The organism is Kribbella sp. NPDC058245, from assembly GCF_042882005.1.
Classification (GTDB): domain Bacteria; phylum Actinomycetota; class Actinomycetes; order Propionibacteriales; family Kribbellaceae; genus Kribbella.
The window spans coordinates 21,273-41,705 of sequence record NZ_JBHVWY010000015.1 but is presented as its reverse complement, the minus strand read 5'-3'; the positions used below and the strand labels follow the sequence as shown (position 1 = coordinate 41,705).

The window sequence follows — 20,433 nt, the reverse complement described above, 5'->3', positions numbered from 1 at the left end:
GAGTCGTCCCTGCCATCGAAGCTGAATAGGGCAGCACGGCTCACCCGGAGGCCTGATCGGCGCCGGGGAGCGGACGACGGAACTAGCGGACTACCGCTGCATGCAGAGGCGAGGTCACCCGGTCATTCTAGATGGTGGAAACCGAATAGACTTTCGCCCAGGAATCCCCGAAGACGGCTTGAGGTTTGCTGTGCTCACCATGCAGGACGCGCTGATCGCGCTGACGAAGTACTGGACCGACCGGGGCTGCATGATCGTGCAGCCGTTCAACACCGAGGTCGGTGCCGGGACGCTGAACCCGGCGACGATCCTGCGCGTGCTCGGTCCCGAGCCGTGGCGGGTCGCCTATGTCGAGCCGAGTGTCCGGCCCGACGACGCCCGGTACGGCGAGAACCCGAACCGGCTGCAGACGCACACCCAGTTCCAGGTGGTGCTCAAGCCGGACCCGGGCAACCCGCAGGAGCTGTTCCTGGACAGCCTGACCGCGCTCGGGGTCGACATCCACGCGCACGACGTCCGGTTCGTCGAGGACAACTGGGCGAACCCGGCGACGGGGTCCTGGGGGCTCGGCTGGGAGGTGTGGCTGGACGGGCTGGAGATCACTCAGTTCACCTACTTCCAGCAGGCCGGCGGGATGACGCTGGACCCGGTGTCGGTGGAGATCACCTACGGCATCGAGCGGATCATGATGGCGCTGCAGGGTGTCTCGCACTTCAAGGACATCGCCTACGCGCCCGGCATCTCGTACGGCGAGGCCTTCGGCCAGGCCGAGTACGAGATGAGCCGGTACTACCTGGACGACGCCGACGTGGAGTCGCAGAAGCGGCTCTTCGAGGAGTACGCGAACGAGGCCCGCCGCCTGCTCGACCTGCGGCTGCCGGTGCCCGCGCACATCCAGGTGCTGCGCTGCTCGCACACCTTCAACGTCCTCGACGCCCGCGGTGCGGTCAGCACGACGGAGCGCGCCAAGGCGTTCTCCCGGATGCGCACGCTGGCCCGCGAGGTGGCCCAGCTCTGGGCAGAGCGTCGTACCGAGCTGGAGCACCCGCTCGGCCTCGCCGAGCTGCCGCCGGCCGCTCCCGTGCCGACGACGTTCCCGGTGGCCAGTGGCACTCGCCAGCTGACCTTCGAGATCGGTACCGAGGAGATGCCGCCGTCGGAGGTCACCAAGACCGCCGCGGCCGTCAAGGCCGCGCTGACCGAGAAGCTGGGCGCGACCCGGCTCGGCCACGGCGCCATCACGGTCTACGCGACCCCGCGCCGCGTCGTCGCCTTCGTCGCCGAGGTGCAGGCCGGTGAGCCGGACGCCGAGCGTATCAACCGCGGCCCGAAGAAGGTCGCCGCGTACGACGCCGACGGCAACGTGACCAAGGCCGCTGCCGGGTTCGCCCGCGGTCAGGGCGTCGAGGTCAGCGAGCTGCACACCCTGGACGTCGACGGCGTCGAGTACGTCGCCGTCACCAAGCCGGACCCGGGTCGCGGCGCGGCCGAGGTGCTGAGCGGCGTCCTGAGCGAGATCGTCGCCGGACTGCGCTCGGACAAGAACATGCGCTGGAACGACGCCAAGCTGTCCTTCACCCGGCCGGTCCGCTGGCTGGTGGCCCTGCTCGGTGACGAGATCGTGCCGGTCTCCGTGTCGTCGCTGACCGCCGGCCGCACCACGCGCGTGCACCGGACCGCGGCCCAGCCGAAGGTGGAGATCGCGTCCGCCGAGGGCTACCTGGACCTGCTCCGGATCCACGGCATCGAGGCCGACCCGGCTCGCCGCCGCCAGCTGATCGTCGAGACCTCCGAGCGGCTCGCCGCCGAGGTCACCGGGAGCATCGACTTCGCGGCCGAGTCCGCGCTGCTCGACCAGATCGTCAACCTGGTCGAGGAGCCGACGCCGATCCTGGGCAACTTCTCGGCCGACTACCTGGAGCTGCCGCCGCAGATCCTCACCACGGTGATGCGCAAGCACCAGCGCTACCTGCCGGTCCGCGGCGCCGACGGCGAACTCCTGCCGCACTTCGTGGCCGTCGCGAACGGTTCGGTCAACGAGGCGACCGTCCGCAACGGCAACGAGGGCGTACTGCGCGCTCGCTACGAGGACGCCGCCTTCTTCTGGCGGGCCGACCTCGAGACGCCGCTGGCCGACATGAAGGCCGAGCTCGACAAGCTCGCCTTCGAGGAGAAGCTGGGCTCGATGGCCGACCGCGCCGGTCGCATCGGCCGGATCGCACTCGCGCTGGCCCCGGTGGCTGGTGTCTCGGGCGACGACTTGGCGACGCTGACCCGGGCGGCTGAGCTGGCGAAGTTCGACCTCGGTTCGCAGATGGTGGTCGAGCTGACTTCGCTCGCCGGGACGATGGCTCGCGAGTACGCGCGCCGTGCCGGCGAGACCGAGGCAGTCGCGCAGGCGCTCTTCGACATGGAGCTCCCGCGCTCGGCCGGAGACCCGGTCCCGTCCACGACTCCGGGTGCGCTGCTGGCCCTCGCGGACCGCTTCGACCTGCTGGCCGGTCTGTTCGGCATCGGCGCGAAGCCCACCGGTAGCTCGGATCCGTTCGCGCTGCGTCGTGCAGCGGGTGGTGTGGTCGCGATCCTGCGCGAGCACCCGTCGCTGCGCGCGATCACCCTGTCGACCGGCCTCCAGGCCGCCGCGGCGGAGATCGGCGCCCAGGGCATCGCCGTACCGGCTTCTTCACTGGAAGAGGTCGTCGAGTTCACCGTCCGTCGCTACGAGCAGCAGCTCATCGACCGCGGCGACGACCACCTCCAGGTAGCCGCCGTCCTCCCGCTGGCCACTGCCCCGGCAGTCGCCGACGAAACCCTGGCCAGCCTCAAGGACCTCGTCGGCAGCGCCGACTTCGCCCAACTGGTCGCCGTCCTGCAGCGAGTGCGCCGCATCGTCCCCGAGGGCACGGAAGCGTCGTACGACGCCTCCAAACTGACCGAGCCCGCCGAGGTCGTCCTGCACGAAGCCGTCCAGAAGGTAGGCCAAGCGCCCACCGCCCTCGGCGACTTCGTCCCCGCCGCCTCGATCCTCGTCGACCCCGTCACCAACTTCTTCGAAGAGATCCTGGTGATGGCCGAAGACCCCGAGGTCAAAGCAGCCCGCCTAGGCCTCCTGGCCACCATCGGCACCCTCGCCGCCCCAGTCCTCGACTGGCAAGCCCTAGGCACCTCCCTAACCCCCACCGAGTAACCACCCCCACCCGCGCCCTCCACCGGGCGCGGGTGGTCCTCGCCCACCCCGCAACCACGCGATCCGCCCCGGCCCCGCCCCGCCCCGCCCCGCGGCCATTTCAGGGGATATCCCCGCAGTTTGACGGTTCTCCCCTGAAAATTTGAGGGGAGAACCGTCGACTTGAGGGGGTATCCGTTCAAATGCACGTCTGTCGATCACGGCTCCGCGGCATCAGGTGGTGAAGCGCCGCAAGGCTCACGTGCGGTGTTCGTGCTCCAGCCGATCGGCGTGGCGGGTGTTGGCGTGACACCAGGCCTCGACCATCGACGGTCCGCCATGGCCTTCGTCTTCGACGACGATCAACTCGCTACCTCACCGTCCCGCGCGGAGGTGGCCCACCCCATGCACGTTAGTCGGTAACTTTTCGTCGCCTGGACCCGAAAAACTACCGGCTAACGCACCTCAGCGACGAGCAACCACCGTGTACGCGGTCGGCCGCGGGGGGAGCCGGACCGCGCGGCATCTGATGGGTTCCCCCAGCAGCTTGTGGGTTTTGCACCCTCATGCGGGTGCAGAACCCACAACGGCACGGGTTAACCCATCAGATGGTGATGGGGGCGACCTGGAGAAAGGCCGTCGATCTGGCCGCTGAGCGGGTCGCGCGTGGGTGGGGATCGGGTGCACGGGTGGGGTCAACCGCGTGCGGTTAGGTCGGGAGGGTTAGGTGGGGGATCAGGCGGTTGGCTATGACGCGGTAGCCGTCGGGGCCTGGGTGTAGGCCGTCGGTGTACAACTCGCGGGCTTCAGCGGAGGTGAGGATGGTGCGGCCGTCGATGACTTGTACGGCGGGATCGACGCGGGCGCCGCGTTCCACGCAGTCTCGGACGTCGTCCAAAGTCAACCCGACTGCGTTGCGTTCGCCTTCGCGGTCGGGGACCACCAAGGGGGTGATGACGACGATGGGGGTGGAGGGATGGCCGTCGCGGATTGTGGTGACGAAGGACTCGACTTGGCTTGGGAGGGTGCGGCCGCTGTAGGTGGCGCCGCCGTAGATGTTGACGCCGAGGCAGAGGGAGATGAGGCGGGCTGGGGTGGCTCGTATGGTTCGGGCGACGACTGGGTCGAGGTGGCATTCGCCGGAGAGGCCTAGGCAGGTCAGGTGCCAGCCGTGGTGGCGGGCGACCAGGGCGGGCCAGGTTTCGGAGGGGCCGGCGGCACCGCCGGCTTGCGTGATGGAGCTGCCGTAGGTGGTCCAGCGCGGGCCGGTGACCGCGAGCGGTTCGGCCGGAGCGTCGAAGGCGAGACCGCGCAGCGCGACCCGCCCGAGTTGCGGCAGCCAGACCTCCACGGTTGCCGGGGCGCCGGGCAATGAAACGACCAGCTCCTGCTCACCCTCAGCGACCTCACACCGGCGGTGCAGCGAGCCGTCCACCAGTACGTCGAGTGGGGCGACCCGCTTCGCGATGCCTCGGGCCGCGCGCAGTTCGAGCCGGAGCGAGGTCGCCGCCGTACTCCAGCGGCCGTGGACTCCGGCTGGCGTTGCTGCGCGTTCCCACAGGCGTTGGCCGGGGCGGGCGGGGTCGCCGGTCCACTCCGTCAGGGTGGGGTCTTGGCCGCGCGGGTCCAGACGCCAGTACGTCGTCCAGCCGTCGGAGGTGGTCTCGGCGTACTGGTACCCGCTCCATAAAGACTCCGTCACGCGCCCGCCCTCCGGATAGCCTGCAGTCGAGACGCACAGCTTATGAGGAGGCACAATGCCGGTCAGCGCTGCCGAGATCGCCGATCGTTCGCGGGGGATCGCGCCGTCGCTGCACGAGTACCTGCCGCCGACACCGCTCCTGCCGTTCCATGGCTTCAGCGCGGACCTCGGTGTCGAGGTGCTGGCCAAGTGCGAACACCTTCAGCGGACCGGTTCGTTCAAGGCGCGCGGTGCGCTGGCGAAGATCCTCACGCTGACGGACGACGAACGGGAAGCCGGCGTGGTCACGGCGTCCTCCGGCAACCACGGTCTCGGGGTCGCCAACGCGCTCGCACTCCTGGGTGGGCGCGCGATCGTCTACCTCCCGGAGAACGCGTCGAGCAGCAAGGTCGCCGCGCTGCAAAGGCTCGGCGCCGAACTGCGGGCCGAGGGCAACGACACCGGCGCCCAGGAGCTCAAGGCACGCGCCTATGCGGACGAACACGGCCTGACCTACGTCTCGCCGTACAACGACGCGGATGTCATCGCCGGCCAAGGCACGATCGGCGTTGAGCTGGTCAAGCAGCTAAAGGGTGAGCACCTCGATGGCGTCGTGGTTGCGGTCGGCGGCGGCGGTTTGATCAGCGGAGTCGCCGCGGTGCTCAAGCAGCAACTCCCCGGCATCAAGGTGTACGGCGTTTCGCCGACCGCCGATGCCGCGATGGCCGAGTCGGTGCGCGCGGGCAAGATCATCCCGGTCGATGCCGCGCCGACGTTGTCCGACGGTACGGCGGGCAGTGTCGAACCGGGGTCGATCACCTTCGACCTGTGCCGGGAGCTGGTCGACGAGTGGATCCTGGTCGACGAGCCGGCGATTCGCGACGCGCTGCGGGCGGTCATCGACACCGAGCACCATCTGATCGAGGGTTCCGCTGCGATGGCGTTCGCGGCGGCCCGGACGCTGACCGCGGGTCGGGTGGCGGTGGTCTCGTGCGGGGCCAACATCTCGGCGAAGACGCTGGCCGAGGTGCTGCGTTGAGGGAGCTGGTCATCCTCGGTACCGGAAGTCAGGTGCCGTCGCGGGAACGCACCCAGAACGGATACTTCCTGCGCTGGGACGAGGACGGGTTCCTGTTCGATCCGGGGGAGGGAACCCAACGACAGATGCTGTACGCCGGGGTCGCGGCCGGCGCGATCACGCGACTCTGCATCACCCATTTCCACGGCGACCACTGTCTCGGCGTACCGGGAATCGTCCAGCGACTCTCACTGGACGACGTACCGCATGCTGTTCGGGCGCACTACCCGGCGTCCGGGCAGGAGTACTTCAACCGCCTCCGGTACGCCGCTTCGTTCTACGAGCGGGCGGAGTTGCTGGAGGAGCCGGTCGAGGAGGACGGTCTGCTGGCCGTCGGCCCGTTCGGTCAGTTGTGGGCGCGGCGGTTGGAGCACTCGCTCGAGTCGTTCGGGTACCAGCTGATCGAGCCCGACGGACGTCGCATGCTGCCCGACCAGCTCAAGGCTTTTGGCGTCGCGGGACCCGACATCGCCCGACTTCAACACGCCGGCTCGATCGTGGTCGACGGCCGGACGGTGGACCTCGATCAGGTCAGCGAACCCCGGCGCGGCCAGCGTTTCGCGTTCATCATGGACACCCGCCTCTGCGCGAACGTGCTCGCCCTTGCCGACCAGGCCGACCTGCTCGTCATCGAGTCGACCTACCTGTCGGCCGAAGCCGACCTCGCCCGCCGCTTCGGCCACCTCACCGCCCGTCAGGCCGCCAGAGTCGCCGAGGAATCCGGCGTCCGCAAACTCGTCCTCACCCACTTCTCCCAGCGCTACCTGGAACCCGAACGCTTCCACGAAGAAGCCGCCGCCGAGTTCTCCGGCGAGATCGTCGTAGCCTCCGACCTCTCCCGCACCCCCGTCCCCACCCGCCGCTAACGTCCGAAGAAGCGGAGGCGGGCTCTCCGGTCGTTCGGACGTTAGCGCAGTGCTTGTCGTAACGTCCGAAGAAGCGGAGGCGGGCTCTCCGGTCGTTCGGACGTTGGCGCAGTGCTTGTCGTAACGTCCGAAGTACCGGAGGCGGGCTCTCCGGTCGTTCGGACGTTAGCGCGGCGCTTGTCGTAGCGTCCGAAGAAGCGGAGGCGGGCTCTCCGGTCGTTCGGACGTTAGGTGGGGGAAGGGTTGTCGGCGAGGAAGTCGTCGATGAGGGTGTTGACCTCGGTGGGGGATTCGAGGGCGGCCAGGTGGGCGGACTGTTCCAGTACGACGAAGCGCGCGCCGGGGATGGAGTCGGCCATGGCTTCGGTCTCGGCGACCGGGAAGGTGGCGTCCTCGGCGCCGGCCACGACGAGGACCGGGGTGCGGATCTGGCCGAAGAGGGTGCGCTGGTCTGGGCGTCGCGGGACGACGCTGGTGACGGCGTGCATGCCCGACTTCACGTTCACCTGTTGAGCCAATTGCTTGACCGTGGCAACGACTTCGGGCTTCTCATGCTTGGCCGTCGGACCGAGGAATGCATCGACCACCGGACCGACCAGCGGCCCACGAATCCCGCCGAGCAAACGAGCGGCACCGGTCAGTACGCCGTACTCGAGTTTCTGGCGAGTGTTGGACGGTGACGCGGTCGCATTCATCAACACAGCAAGGCCGATCCGGTCCGGATGCATCGCGGCGAACGTGCCGCCGATCATCCCGCCCCAACTGTTGCCGATGACATGGACCTTGTCGATGCCCAGGGCATCGATGATCGCGCGGACGACCTCCGCACACTGCTCGAAGCTGAACGGTCCCGCCAGATCCGAACTACCTCCGTGCCCCGGCGGATCCACCAGTACCACCTGATAGCGATCCATGAAATGCGCCGCCTGCCCGGCCCACAAGGTGCCGTCCATCAGCAGGCTCGGCCAGAACAGCATCGCTTCCCCGGAACCCCCGATCCGCAACCGGATCCGGCCCAGCACTGTCTCGACGTACCGATCCTCGACCCCGGTCAGCGACATGACCGCACGCTACCGCCGATGCCCGCCCACGTCACCGGGGACCGGTCCCGAGACCCTCTCGGTACGTTGCCGTCATGATCCGAGCCGTCGGTCTGCTGGCTGTCGTGGGTGCTTTGAGTGCCTGCGGTACGACGGTGCTGCCGCAGGCCGTGCCAACGCCTCCTCCCTCGGCGCAGGAGGCTGAGCCTTGTCGGCTGGTCAGCCCGGAGGTGCTGGAGACGCATCACCTCGAACAGTCGAGCGACTACCGGGGTGAGACCACCAGCAACTGTGTCTGGAGCTCGGCCGACAACTTCTCGATCATGGTGTTGATCGGGTGGAGCCCGAGCGCCGTGACCGACTTTCACCAGATCTTCTCCGAGCCGGTCGACGCGGGCGTCGTGATCGACGGCGTCAACGTCGTTGTGAGCAAGAGCAAACGGAACCCGACGTGTGGCACCTTCTTCTCCGTAGCGCGGAGGACGGTCGTCGAGGTGGCGGTGGGTTATCCGGCACCGGCGTCGGCGAGCGCCGCGTGTACTCAGGCGAAGGCCGTCACGGCCGGCACGATCCGGAAGCTTCGCGAACAGCAGATGCTCTAGGACACTGCCGCTTTAGGACACTGCGGCGGTCAACCGAGCGGTCAAGTCGCGGACGTGGGCGACGAGTTCAGGCGGGGACTGGATCTCGAAGCGGTGGCCGAGGAGGCCGACGTACAGGGCTAGTTCGTCGAGGGAGTTGGAGCCGGCCTCGACCGTTGTCGTGGTGGCGGTGAGTGCGGTGACGGTGGCGACGTTGGGGCCTAGCTGGTCGGCGACGACTTCGGCGGGAGCGTGGATGAGGAAGCGTGCCTGGTAGCGGTAGGCGGCGCGCTCGGCCTTCTGCTCGGGGACTTCGCGCGGTGTGAAGCGCGGACCGGTGGGGACGATCGGGACGAGGCGGTCCAGGCGGAACGTCCGCCAGTCGGTGCGGTCTAGGTCCCACGCGATCAGATACCAGCGGCGCCCGGTGTTGACCAGTCGATGCGGCTCCGTCGTACGGCGGGCGGCCGTGCCGTCGTGGTTGCGATAGTCGAACCGCATCCGCTGGTGATCGCGGCAGGCCTCGGCGACCGCCAGCAGTACGTCCGGCTGTACGGCGGGTGCTCCGGACGGGGTGACCGCGACGGCCTGGAGCAGCTTCACCCGGTGCCGGAGTCGCGAGGGCAGGACCTGCTCGAGCTTGGTCAGCGCGCGGACCGACGACTCCTCGATGCCGGCTACCGTGCCTCCGGCTGCGGCTCGGAGGCCGACTGCGACGGCGATGGCCTCGTCGTCGTCCAGGAGCAGCGGTGGCAGCGAGGCCCCGGCGCCCAGGCGATAGCCGGCCACACCCGGTACGGCGTCCACCGGGTAGCCGAGGTTGCGCAGCTTGTCGACGTCACGGCGGATCGTTCGGGGGCCGACACCGAGCTCGGCGGCCAGCGCCGTACCGCTCCAGTCTCTCGGTGACTGGAGGAGTGAGAGCAGTTTGAGGAGTCGTGCGGAGGTTTCCAGCATGGTCGGAATTCTTCCGGTTCCCTAGGACAGAAGCTGTCCTAACTGGCTGGAAGAGTACAGGACATGACGACGATCAAGCCCTTCCGCATCGAAATCCCGCAGACCGAACTCGACGATCTGGCGGCGAAGCTGGCCGCCACCCGGCTCCCCGCTCCGCTGCCCGGTGACGGCTGGGACACCGGCGTACCGGTGGCCTATCTGGCCGAGCTGGTCGACTACTGGCGGACGAAGTACGACTGGCGGGCCGCGGAGGCCGAGCTGAACGCGTACCCGCAGTACACGACCGAGATCGAGGGCCAGCAGATCCACTTCCTGCACGTGACCTCGGCCGAGCCGGATGCGCTGCCGTTGCTGCTGACGCACGGGTGGCCGGGGTCGGTGGTCGAGTTCCTCGACGTGATCGGACCGCTGACCGACCCGGTCGCGCACGGCGGTGACGCGGCGGATGCCTTCCATGTGGTGATCCCGTCGCTGCCCGGGTTCGGGTTCTCGGGCCCGGTCTCCGAGGGTGGCTGGACGGCTGACCGGATCGGCCGGGTCTGGGCCGAGCTGATGAACCGGCTGGGTTACGAGAAGTACGGCGTCCAGGGTGGCGACATCGGCGGCTCGGTGTCACCCGGGGTCGCGCGGGCGGCGCGGGATCGGGTGGTCGGCGTGCACACCAATGGCGGGCCGGGCCCGATCCCGCGGTTGCCGCTGGCCGAGGACGAGCTGCGCAGCCTGACCGAGCTGGAGCAGGACCGGGTCGCGCGGATCGGAAGATTCATGCAGGAGGAGTTCGGCTACATCGCGATCCAGTCGACCCGGCCGCAGACGCTCGGCTACGGCCTGGTCGATTCGCCGGCCGGGCAGCTGGCCTGGATCCTGGACAAGTTCCGTGCCTGGACCCATCCGGCCGACACGCTGCCCGACGAGATCATCGGCAAGGACCGGCTGCTCACGAACGTCATGCTCTACTGGCTGACCGGTACGGCGAGTTCCGCGGCGTACGTCGGTTATGTGCAAGGACAGCCGTGGGGCTCGGCGCGCGAGAACACCGGCGTCCCGACCGCTGTCCTGGCCTTCGCGCACGACGTACCGATCCGCCGGTATGTCGAGCAGGAGAACACGGTCACCCGGTGGAACGACATCGACCGTGGCGGTCACTTCGCGGCGCTCGAGGAGCCCGAGCTGCTGGTGACCGACGTCCGCGAGTTCTTCAGCGACCTGCGTTAGTCGAAATCGGTCGAGGTGGACAGGTGTGCCCAGGCGGCTGTCTCCTCGGCCCGCTCGCGGGAACCCTGCTCGGCGCGGGTGAGTGCGTCCGTGCCGAGCAGCAACCGCAGCGGCGGCTCGTCCAGCGCGACCACCTGGAGGATTGCCTGGGCGGCCTTCGTGGGGTCGCCGGCCTGTTTGCCGTCCGCCTCGACGCGGTAGCGGTTCATGGCGCCCACGGTTTCGTCGTAGTCGGCGTGAGTGGGGGAGATGGTCATCGAGGAGCCACCCCAGTCGGTGCGGAAGGCGCCGGGCTCGACGATGGTCACCTTGACGCCGAAGGGTTTGACCTCGTTGATCAGCACCTCGGAGAACCCTTCGACGGCGAACTTCGCGGTCTGGTAGGCGCCCATCCCCGGCGTCCCGCCGACCCGGCCGCCGATCGACGAGAACTGCAGGAAGTGGCCGTGCCGCTGCTCCCGGAAGACCGGTAGCGCGGCCTTGGTCACGTTCACTACGCCGAAGAGGTTGGTCTCCACCTGGGCGCGGAAGTCGTCGTCCGGTGTCTCTTCGATCGGCGCACTGTTTGCGTACCCGGCGTTGTTCGCCACCACATCGAGTGCGCCGAACTCGTCCACAGCAGTCTGTACGGCGGCCCGCGCGGCCTCCGCGTTCGTGACGTCCAACGCCACTGCCCGCACCTGATCGCCGTACTTCGTGACCAGGTCGGCGAGCTGTTCCGGCGTCCGCGCGGTGGCGACGACTCGGTCGCCGGCGGACAGTACGGCCTCAGCCAGTGCGCGTCCGAGGCCGCGGGAACTACCGGTGATCAACCACACCTTGCTCATTGTCGGTCCTAACTAACCAAACGGTTGGATACATCTCAAGCTAACCTTGTCGCTCCCCAGAAAGCAACCAACCGGTTGGTTGTATGCTGGCGGGTATGCAACAGCGGAACGCCGATCGGACCCGGAGCAAGATCCTGGCCGCGGCCACGGAGGAGTTCGCCGAGCGCGGGATCGCCGGGGCCCGGGTGCAGCGGATCGCCGAAGTGGCCGGATGCAACAAGGCCATGCTCTACGCGTATTTCGGCAACAAGGACGGGCTGTTCGACGCGGTGTTCAGTGCGTCCGTCGAGGAGTATCTGGCGGTGGTCGGCTTCGATACCGCGGATCTGCCTGCGTATGCCGGTCGGCTGTTCGACTACTTCGAGGACAACCCGGCGCGGCTCCGGCTGACGAGCTGGTACCGGTTGGAGCGACCGGACGGGCAACCACTCGAGGCGATCATCGCGGTGAACCAGACCCGGCTCGACGAGCTCGATCGCGCGCAGCGTCGGCGTACCGTCCCGAAGCAGTTTTCGTCGGTCAGCCTGTTGTCGCTGATCCAGGCGATTGCGACCAATTGGTCGTCGATGACACCTGAGTACGGCGCCGCGGCGCCGAGCCGGGCGGTGCGGCGCCGGGCCGTGGTGAGCGCGGTGGAGAAGATTCTCAGCTGATTCATTGGTTGACCCGAGACTGTTCTCAGATCCGCGAGCTCTACTCGTACCAGAAGGAACTGGGCTGAGGAGGGCAACGGCGATGAGTGACGGTGCAGGACAGCAGGACGACAAGCAGGCAGAGGGACCCCAGCCAGGCCAGGGCCCGAGCCCCGAGTGGAACGGGCCGCAGGCACAGGAGGGACCCAAGCAGGCGATCCCGCTGCCGCCCGGACCGCAGTACCAGCAGCCGGTCCAGAACGAGCCGCTGCCGAACCAGCCGGTCCAGAACCAGCCGGACCCGAACCAGCCGGTGCACAACCAGGGTTGGCAGAACCCGGGCTGGCAGTTGCCGGGGGCACCTGTTCAGGGTCAGGCGCCGCAGCAGGGACCGTACTACCCGCAGCCGATGCAGCACCCGCAGCAGGCTCAGGTCCCGGCCCCGTACGGCGGCTGGCACGGTGGTGGTGGCTACCCGCCGGTCCCTGGCCAGGTCATCGGTTCCGGGCCGGCTCAGCCGCCGAAGCGCAAGAAGCGCCGGCTGCTCGCAGCCGGTGCGATGAGCATCGCGGCCCTCCTGGTCGCCGGATCGGTTGCCTGGGGCATCGATCAGCACGTGGGCAACCCGCAGGGCTCGCAGTTGTCGCAGTCGCAGTTCGACCCGGCCGCGGTCGCGTCGAAGGTGTCGCCCGGTCTGGTGAACATCAACACCGTGCTCGGGCTGGAGAACGCCAAGGCCGCCGGTACCGGCATCGTGCTCACCTCGGACGGCGTGATCCTGACCAACCACCACGTCATCGAGGGTGCGACGTCGATCAGCGTGACCGACGTGGGCAACGGCAAGACGTACGTGGCCACCGTCGTCGGGTACGACGAGAACCACGACATCGCCGTACTGAAGCTGAAGGACGCGTCCGGGCTGCAGACCGCGAAGATCGGCGACTCCGACAACGTGAAGGTCGGCGACCAGGTGGTCGGTATCGGCAACGCGGGCGGCAAGGGCGGTACGCCGACCTACGCGGCCGGCAAGATCACCGCGGTGGACCAGGCGATCACCGCGACCGACCAGAACGGCCAGGACCCGGAGAACCTGACGAACCTCCTGCAGACCGACGCGAACATCCAGGCCGGCCAGTCCGGTGGACCGCTCGCGAACGCCAACGGTGAAGTGGTCGGGATGGACACCGCCGGCAACAACGGCGGCAGCGGCGGCGGTCAGTACCCGGGTCAGACGGCGGCCGGTGGCTCCAACTCCAACCTGCACCTCGCCGCTGACGGCGACGGTCTCCCGCCCGGCTACGGTGACGGCCAGGGCTTCCCGCAGGACCCGTACGGCGGTCAGGGCCAAGGCCAGGGCGGTCAGGGACAAGGTCAGAGCGCCGGCCCGCAGGGCTACGCGATCCCGATCAACGAGGCGATGGACATCGCCAAGCAGATCGAGTCCGGCCAGGAGACCGCGGACATCCACATCGGGGCCGACCCGCTGCTGGGCGTCTCCATCCTCCCGAACGCCGGCGTCCAGGGCGCCGCGATCCAGGACGTGATCCCGCAGGGCAAGGCCGACGAGGCCGGCATCACCGCAGGCGACGTCATCACCTCCTTCGACGGCAAGCCGGTCACCGACCCCGACACGCTGTCCCAGCTGCTCGACCAGCACCACCCCGGCGACAAGGTCGAGGTCGTCTGGACCGACCAGCAGGGCCAGTCACACAAAGCCACCATCGAACTGATCACCGGCCCCGTCCGCTGATCCTGAAACCGGGTCCGCTGAGAGCGTCACCCCCTCGCTCCAGCGGACCCCACCGGGCCCGGCGCGCCACCTCCTCCCCCAGGCGCCCCGGGCCCGTTTCATGTCCCCACCCACCTTGAGCACCCCTCAACCACGATCGCCCCTCCGAAACGGTTGATGGGTGCACAAAGTGAGCTGCTCGCGCCACTTTGAGCACCGTTCAACCATGTGGGGCGCGCGGATGTGGTTGGTGGGTGCTCAAGGTGCGATCTCGTGCCCAAGGTGTGGGTCGGCGGGTTGGGCGGCTGGTGGACTTTGAGCACGGTTCAACCATGAATGGGCCGCTGAAATGGTTGGTGGGTGCACAAGGTGAGCCGTCCGCGCCACTTTGAGCACGGCTCGACCATGGGGGGCGCGCGGAGGTGGTTGGTGGGTGCACAAGGTGCGGGGCGTGCACGAGGAGTGGCGGCCTGAGCTTTGAGGGGCGGTCGCCCAGGGGTGACTTTGGGCACGGTTCGACCGGTGGGGGCGCTTGGAAGTGGTTGGTGCGTGCTCAAGGTGGGAGCGGGGTGGTGAACGGGCGTTTACTCTGGTGGGGTGAGGGCGCGGGCGGTACTGGGGGTTCTGGGGTCTTGTGGCGTACTGGTTTCGGTCAGTCAGACGATCGTGGTGCCGTTGCTGCCACTGATGCCGGGGATCACCGGGAGTCCAGCCGCTGACGTCAGTTGGTTGCTGACGGTGACCCTGCTGACCGGTGCGGTGTTCACGCCGCTGCTCGGCCGGGCGGGTGACATGTACGGGAAGCGCCTGGTGCTGTTGATCGCGCTCGGCTCGATGGTGATCGGGTCGCTGTTCTGCGCGATGAGTTCCGCGCTGCCCGTGTTGATCGTCGGTCGCGCGTTCCAGGGGGCCGCGATTGCCGTCGTACCGCTGGGAATCAGCATCCTGCGCGACGAGCTACCGGCGCGAAGGGTCATCCCCGCGATCGCGTTGATGAGCTCGACCCTTGGTGTCGGCGCCGCGTTCGGCATTCCGGCCGCGACGCTCGTGGTCGAGTACTTCAACTGGCACGCGATGTTCTGGATCTGTGTCGGCCTCGGCGTGCTCGACATCATCCTCGTCGTCCTGGTCGTCCCCGAGTCGGTCGTGCGGACCAGCGGTCGCTTCGACGTACTGGGTGCACTAGGCCTCGCGGCGTTCCTCGTCTGCCTGCTGCTTGCAGTCTCGAAGGCCCGCGAGTGGGGCGCCGGCCCGACGATCGCGCTCTCCGTCGCAGCGGTAGCCGTCGTGCCGCTGTGGGTCTGGTACGAACTCAAAACCGTCAGCCCGCTCGTCGACCTCCGGGTCTCGGCGCGCCCCGCGGTGCTGTTCACCAACCTCAGCGCACTGCTGATCGGCTTCGCCTTCTACGCGAACTCGTTGTCGACCGCGCAACTCGTGCAGGAGCCGACCTGGACCGGATACGGGCTCGGGGCATCGATCGTGGTCAGCGGCCTCTGCCTGTTGCCGGGCGGCGTCGCGATGGTGCTGCTTTCCCCGGTATCCGGCCGAATTTCGGCCTCCCGCGGTCCGCGCTTCAGCCTCGCGATCGCTTCGGTCCTGATGGCCGTCGGGTACGTCGTTCGCCTGTTCACCAGCCATTCGATCGCCGGAATCGTGATCGGCGCGACCGTGGTGGCAGCCGGTACGGCGATCGCGTATTCGGCACTCCCGGCCTTGATCATGCATGCTGTGCCCGTGACCGAGACGGCGGCGGCCAACGGCCTCAACACCCTGATGCGCACAGTCGGTACGGCGATCTGCAGCACGATCGTCGCGACCGTACTCACCACCGTGACCGTGACGGACGGCGGACGGGTCGCTCCGGCCCTGTCGGCGTACCTGATCGTGTTCGCGATCGCCGGCGTGGCCGCGGCGGTCGCGGCTGGGCTCGCCTTCCTGATCCCACGCAGCTTGATCCCGGCCCGCAGGTCGGCGGCAGCGTCATGATCGACCCAGGCCGTACGGCGATCCTCCGGGCCGCCCGGCGTGCTTTCGCGCTGCAGCCGTACGCCGCGGTCACGTTGCGCGGGATCGCGGGCGAGGCGAACGTGAGCGCCGCCCTGATCGTGAAGCACTTCGGCAGCAAGGAAGCGCTCTTCGAACGCGTCGCGGACTTCAGTGAGGCGGCCGAATTGTTGCTCGATGCACCGGATGCCGAACTCGGCGCCCACATCGTCCGGACCCTGGTCACCTATCGCCGGGACAACGGCCTGGACCTGCTGCTCCGCGTGGTCTTCGCGGCCGGTGGCGGCGATGAACGCGCCCTGATCCGCGAGCACTTCCGCGACCAGGTGACCCGCGCCTTCACCGACCGCCTGACCGGTCCGGACGCCGACCTCCGGGCGGAGCTGATCACCGCGCAACTGCTCGGCCTCAGCGCCGCGATGGCGATCGAGCGCACCGGCCCGGCCGCCACCGCCGACGCCGAGCGGATCGTCGAGCTGTACTCCCCGGCGATCCAGGCCCTGATCAACTAGCGTCCGAAAACACGCCGACCACGCGCGCGGAACCTTCGGACGTCAGGCCCCTGCTCGGGCGAACAGTGCGTGACGACAGGCCGAACAGCACCCACCGTCCCCGATCCCGGGGTTAATATCGGCGGCGAATACAAATGCCAACGCACTGGAGCGACCTGTCGTGCCGATTCCCCGTCCGTTCCCCGCGGTCGTCGTACTGGCCGTCGTCGGTGCGGGCGTGGCCGTGGCGGTCTGGCGGCCGTGGGAAGACACTGCGGCCGCGACCAGTTCGTCGCAGGAGATCACCGTCTCACGCAGCCAGTGCGGCCAGGGCTGGAGCGGCGCGCAGACCGGGCGGCAGCAGCTGATCCTGCACAACACCGGCGATGCGTCAGCCGAGGTCGATCTGGTCGAGCTCGGCAGCAACAAGGTGTACGGCGAGGTGGAGGGCCTCGGCCCGAACACGATGGCGCCGATGGACGTCCAGCTCGGCGCCGGCAAGTACGCGATCCGCTGCCTGATCGAGGACACCAGCGTGATCACCGGTCCGGCCGTGACGATCACAGGTGACGCGCCGGGCGGACCGGCCGCAACAGCCGTGACCAAGAACGAGATGCTCCCGCTGGTGAAGCAGTACGAGGCCGCGGTGGCGTCCGGAGTCGCCGACCTGATCGTCAAGACCGAGAAGCTGCGGTCCGACATCGACACCGGCAATCTCGTTGCCGCCCGCAACGACTGGCTGGCGGCCCACCTGACCTACAACTCGCTCGGTGCGGCGTACGACGCGTTCGGTGACTTCGCGGACAAGATCGACGGATCTGGTGGATTCCACCCGCTGGAGAAGGGCCTGTGGCACAAAGCGTCCGCGGCCTCGCTGAAGCCGATCGCGGCCCAGCTCGTCGTCGACGTTCACGGCCTGCAGAAGGATCTGCCCAACGAGCAGGTCGATCCGAACGACCTCGGCCTGCGCGCCCACGAGATCATGGAGAACGCGCTCCAGTTCGAGCTGACCGGCGAGAACGACCAAGGCAGCGGTACGTCGCTCGCGACCGCGCTGGCCAACTTGGACGGTACGGCGAAGGTGCTGGCGATCCTGGACCCGGTCCTGAAACCGCGGTACCCGGAGCTGGCCGACGTACAGAAGTGGGAAGCGCGGACCCGCACCCTGCTCACAGCGCACAAGGCCACTCCGGTCGACAAACTGGATCGGACCACCCGCCGGCAGCTCAACGGCGCGGTCGGCGAACTGCTCGAGAAACTCGCCCCGGTGGCGGCGATCTGCGAAGTACGGAGAAGCTCGTGAGCGACGTCGGCCGCCGATCCTTCCTCCGCGGCGCGCTGGCCGGGGCCGGCGCGGCCGCCGTGGCTGGTGCGATCACGGCCAGCGAAGTCACGGCCGAGGCGGCGACCACGCCGTCGGTGCCGTTCCACGGCATTCACCAGGCGGGCATCACGACGGATCAGCAGAAGCAGGCGATCTTCGCGTCGTTCGACGTGATCGCGGCGAACAAGGCTGAGCTGACCGACCTGTTCAAGACCCTGACCGATCGGGCCCGTCTGCTCACCACAGGCGGCGCACTGCCGCCGCTGGGGATCACCGCGCCGCCGGCCGATTCCGGCGTACTGGGGCCTGACATGCCCGGGGATGACCTGACTGTCACAGTCGGTGTCGGGTCGTCGTTGTTCGACGATCGGTATGGACTGAAGGATCGCAAGCCGGCCAAGCTGAAGCCGATGACGGAGTTCCCCAATGACAGCCTTGATGCGAGCCTGTGTCACGGGGATCTGAGCCTGCAGTTGTGCGCGACCGAGACCGACACCGTGCTGCACGCGCTCCGGGACATCGCCCGGCATACGCGCGGCGCGATGCAACTGCGCTGGCGTCTCGACGGTTTCCTGAGTCCGCCGCGGCCGTCCGGTACGCCGCGCAACCTGATGGGTTTCAAGGACGGCACCGTCAAGCCTGTGCTGGATGATCACGACAAACTCGTCTGGGTCGGTCAGGGTGGCGGCGAGCCTGCGTGGACCGAGGGCGGCAGTTATCAGGTACTGCGGCAGATCCGGATGCTGGTCGAGTTCTGGGACCGGGTGTCGATCGGTGAGCAGGAGAACATGTTCGGCCGGCGCCGCGACTCGGGCGCACCGCTGGACGGCACCGCCGAGTTCGACACTCCGAACTATCCGGCCGATCCGACCGGCGGGGCGATTCCGCTGACCAGCCACATCCGGATGGCCAACCCGCGGACCGAGCAGACCGCGGCGAGTCAGTTCCTGCGCCGTGGCTACAACTACGACAAGGGCACCGACGCGGTCGGTGACCTGGATCTGGGACTGCTGTTCTGCTGCTATCAGCAGGACGTCGTCCGGCAGTTCGAGGCCGTGCAGACCCGGCTGATCGACGAGCCCCTCGTCGACTACATCCGGCCGGTCGGTGGCGGCTACTTCTTTGTGCTTCCCGGTGTACGGGACAGCAACGACCACCTCGGGCGGTCGTTGCTCGGATGATTCACTCAAGAGGAGAAATGGCAATGCGCACAAGACTTCGGGTGGCGGCCACGGCGGCCGTGGCCGCGTCGGGCTTGGTGCTTGCCGCCGGATGCTCCGGCGACACCCATCAGCTGAGCAACTCCGCCGCAACCTACTCAGTGGCCGAAGCCGCCGCCTGGAACCGGCCGGTCCCGACGAGTACGCCGATCAAGCACGTGGTGGTGATCTTCGGCGAGAACATCTCGTTCGACCACTACTTCGGCACCTACCCGTACGCGACCAACGAGAACGGGACGAAGTTCGTCGCGAGCCGGCACACGCCCAAGGTCAACGGGCTGAGCAAGAAGCTGCTGCTCGCGAACCCGAACGCCTACAACCCCAAGCGGCTGGCGCCGTCGCAGGCGCTGACCTGCGACCAGAACCACGCGTACGGGCCGGAGCAGAAGGCCGTCAACGGCGGCAAGATGGACAAGTTCGTCGAGAACACCGAGACCGACAAGTGCACCGGTCAGCCGGTGCTGTTCGGTGAGCCGGGTCTGGTGATGGACTACTACGACGGCAACACCGTCACCGCGATGTGGAACTACGCGCAGCACTACGCGCTCAGCGACAACTCGTTCGACACGGTCTATGGCCCGTCCACGCCGGGTGCGGTCAACCTGATCTCCGGGCAGACCCACGGCGTCCAGGCATTCGACCCGAAGACCGGCAAGCCGACCACGGACGCGTACGCCGTTCAGTCGCCGGACGCGAACGGGATCGGGACGATGACGAACGACCCGGACCCGTTCTACGACGACTGCTCGAACAAGAACGGTACGGCGACGAACAACCTGGCCGTCATGCACGGACAGAACATCGGCGACCTGCTGAACAAGCAGAAGGTCACCTGGGGCTGGTTCCAGGGTGGCTTCAAGCCGACCGGTACGGCGAACGGCAAGGCCGTCTGTGGTGCGACGCACCCGAACATCGGCGGTCTCTCGTCGACGGACTACAGCCCGCACCACGAGCCGTTCATGTACTACAAGTCGACGGCGAACCCGCAGCACCTGCCGCCGAGCTCGGTGGCCGCGATCGGCCGCACCGATCAGGCCAACCACCAGTACGACACCTCGGACTTCGACGCAGCCCTGGCGGCGAACAACCTGCCGGCGGTCAGCTTCCTGAAGGCCGGTGAGTACCAGGACGGGCACGCCGGTTACTCGGACCCGCTGGACGAGCAGGCGTTCGTGGTCAAGGAGATCAACCAGTTGCAGAAGTCGAAGGAGTGGTCGTCGACTGCCGTCGTACTCGCCTATGACGACTCCGACGGCTGGTACGACCACGTGAAGTCGCCGGTCGTGAACGGTTCCAAGGACGCCGCGCTCGACGACGCGAAGCTCTGTGGTCACGCCCCGGTCGCTGGTGGGTACGCCGACCGGTGCGGGTACGGTCCGCGGCTGCCGCTGCTGGTGGTCTCGCCGTACGCGAAGAGCAACCACGTCGACCACTCGCTGACCGATCAGACCTCGGTGCTGAAGTTCATCGAGGACAACTGGCGGACCGGCCGGATCGGCGATCACTCGTTCGATCAGCGGGCGCACAGCCTGAACGGCCTGTTCGACTTCTGGCAGCGGCCCAGCAAGCAGCAGTTGATCCTGGACCCGAAGACCGGAGCCGTCGTTCACTAACTGAAC

16 protein-coding genes are annotated in these 20,433 nt (G+C 68.1%); 12 read left to right on the top strand and 4 right to left on the bottom strand.

Annotation, left to right across the window (positions count from 1 at the left end):
* The first annotated feature begins 199 nt into the window (after positions 1 to 199).
* Entirely contained in the window at positions 200 to 3,187 is a 2,988-nt protein-coding gene (locus ACFVWG_RS30470; protein ID WP_391547068.1) for a glycine--tRNA ligase, read from the top strand.
* A gap of 688 nt (positions 3,188 to 3,875) precedes the next feature.
* Here the strand turns inward: ACFVWG_RS30470 and ACFVWG_RS30465 are convergent.
* Positions 3,876 to 4,868 carry a GDSL-type esterase/lipase family protein gene (locus ACFVWG_RS30465; RefSeq protein ID WP_391546882.1) on the bottom strand — a complete coding sequence of 331 codons (993 nt, stop codon included), beginning with the start codon at positions 4,866 to 4,868 and terminating at the stop codon, positions 3,876 to 3,878.
* A gap of 55 nt (positions 4,869 to 4,923) precedes the next feature.
* Here ACFVWG_RS30465 and ACFVWG_RS30460 point away from each other — a divergent pair, with 55 nt between their 5' ends.
* Both ACFVWG_RS30460 and ACFVWG_RS30455 read left to right on the top strand, forming a co-directional pair.
* Positions 4,924 to 5,886, top strand: a complete 963-nt coding sequence (locus tag ACFVWG_RS30460) for a pyridoxal-phosphate dependent enzyme (RefSeq protein WP_391546881.1) — start codon at positions 4,924 to 4,926, stop codon at positions 5,884 to 5,886.
* The gene (locus ACFVWG_RS30455) at positions 5,883 to 6,791 is read left to right on the top strand and encodes a ribonuclease Z (protein WP_391546880.1); all 909 of its coding nucleotides are present in this window, start codon (positions 5,883 to 5,885) and stop codon (positions 6,789 to 6,791) included. The genes ACFVWG_RS30460 and ACFVWG_RS30455 overlap by 4 nt, the downstream gene beginning before the upstream one ends.
* A 227-nt stretch (positions 6,792 to 7,018) precedes the next feature.
* Here the strand turns inward: ACFVWG_RS30455 and ACFVWG_RS30450 are convergent, their stop codons facing one another.
* Positions 7,019 to 7,852 (bottom strand): alpha/beta fold hydrolase, encoded by an 834-nt coding sequence (locus ACFVWG_RS30450; RefSeq protein ID WP_391546879.1) that lies wholly within the window; start codon positions 7,850 to 7,852, stop codon positions 7,019 to 7,021.
* Between the two features lie 74 nt (positions 7,853 to 7,926).
* Between ACFVWG_RS30450 and ACFVWG_RS30445 the strand changes: the two genes are divergently transcribed.
* Entirely contained in the window at positions 7,927 to 8,433 is a 507-nt protein-coding gene (locus ACFVWG_RS30445) for a DUF3558 family protein (protein WP_391546878.1), read from the top strand.
* 12 nt (positions 8,434 to 8,445) lie between these two features.
* Here the strand turns inward: ACFVWG_RS30445 and ACFVWG_RS30440 are convergent, their stop codons facing one another.
* Positions 8,446 to 9,369, bottom strand: a complete 924-nt coding sequence (locus ACFVWG_RS30440; protein ID WP_391546877.1) for a helix-turn-helix transcriptional regulator — start codon at positions 9,367 to 9,369, stop codon at positions 8,446 to 8,448.
* A 63-nt stretch (positions 9,370 to 9,432) separates the two neighbouring features.
* Here ACFVWG_RS30440 and ACFVWG_RS30435 point away from each other — a divergent pair, with 63 nt between their 5' ends.
* Positions 9,433 to 10,584 carry an epoxide hydrolase family protein gene (locus ACFVWG_RS30435; RefSeq protein WP_391546876.1) on the top strand — a complete coding sequence of 384 codons (1,152 nt, stop codon included), beginning with the start codon at positions 9,433 to 9,435 and terminating at the stop codon, positions 10,582 to 10,584.
* On the opposite strand, the gene ACFVWG_RS30430 is transcribed toward ACFVWG_RS30435, so the two are convergent.
* On the bottom strand, positions 10,581 to 11,411 hold the full coding sequence (locus tag ACFVWG_RS30430; RefSeq protein ID WP_391546875.1) for an oxidoreductase: 831 nt from the start codon (positions 11,409 to 11,411) through the stop codon (positions 10,581 to 10,583). The genes ACFVWG_RS30435 and ACFVWG_RS30430 overlap by 4 nt on opposite strands.
* A 95-nt stretch (positions 11,412 to 11,506) precedes the next feature.
* Here ACFVWG_RS30430 and ACFVWG_RS30425 point away from each other — a divergent pair, with 95 nt between their 5' ends.
* The 7 genes from ACFVWG_RS30425 (at position 11,507) to ACFVWG_RS30395 (ending at position 20,427) form a co-directional block, all read left to right on the top strand.
* Positions 11,507 to 12,064 carry a TetR family transcriptional regulator gene (locus ACFVWG_RS30425; protein ID WP_391546874.1) on the top strand — a complete coding sequence of 186 codons (558 nt, stop codon included), beginning with the start codon at positions 11,507 to 11,509 and terminating at the stop codon, positions 12,062 to 12,064.
* An 82-nt stretch (positions 12,065 to 12,146) separates the two neighbouring features.
* A complete protein-coding gene (locus tag ACFVWG_RS30420) occupies positions 12,147 to 13,793 on the top strand; it encodes a trypsin-like peptidase domain-containing protein (RefSeq protein WP_391546873.1) in 1,647 nt (548 codons plus the stop codon).
* Between the two features lie 576 nt (positions 13,794 to 14,369).
* A complete protein-coding gene (locus ACFVWG_RS30415; protein ID WP_391546872.1) occupies positions 14,370 to 15,761 on the top strand; it encodes an MFS transporter in 1,392 nt (463 codons plus the stop codon).
* Positions 15,758 to 16,291 carry a TetR family transcriptional regulator gene (locus ACFVWG_RS30410; RefSeq protein ID WP_391546871.1) on the top strand — a complete coding sequence of 178 codons (534 nt, stop codon included), beginning with the start codon at positions 15,758 to 15,760 and terminating at the stop codon, positions 16,289 to 16,291. Before ACFVWG_RS30415 ends, ACFVWG_RS30410 begins: the two co-directional genes overlap by 4 nt.
* A 160-nt stretch (positions 16,292 to 16,451) precedes the next feature.
* Positions 16,452 to 17,573: an EfeM/EfeO family lipoprotein gene (locus ACFVWG_RS30405; RefSeq protein ID WP_391546870.1), complete on the top strand. Its 1,122-nt coding sequence runs from the start codon at positions 16,452 to 16,454 to the stop codon at positions 17,571 to 17,573.
* A complete protein-coding gene (gene efeB / locus ACFVWG_RS30400) occupies positions 17,570 to 18,775 on the top strand; it encodes an iron uptake transporter deferrochelatase/peroxidase subunit (protein ID WP_391546869.1) in 1,206 nt (401 codons plus the stop codon). The genes ACFVWG_RS30405 and efeB overlap by 4 nt, the downstream gene beginning before the upstream one ends.
* Before the next feature lie 23 nt (positions 18,776 to 18,798).
* Positions 18,799 to 20,427 carry a phospholipase C gene (locus ACFVWG_RS30395; RefSeq protein WP_391546868.1) on the top strand — a complete coding sequence of 543 codons (1,629 nt, stop codon included), beginning with the start codon at positions 18,799 to 18,801 and terminating at the stop codon, positions 20,425 to 20,427.
* Positions 20,428 to 20,433 lie beyond the last annotated feature (6 nt).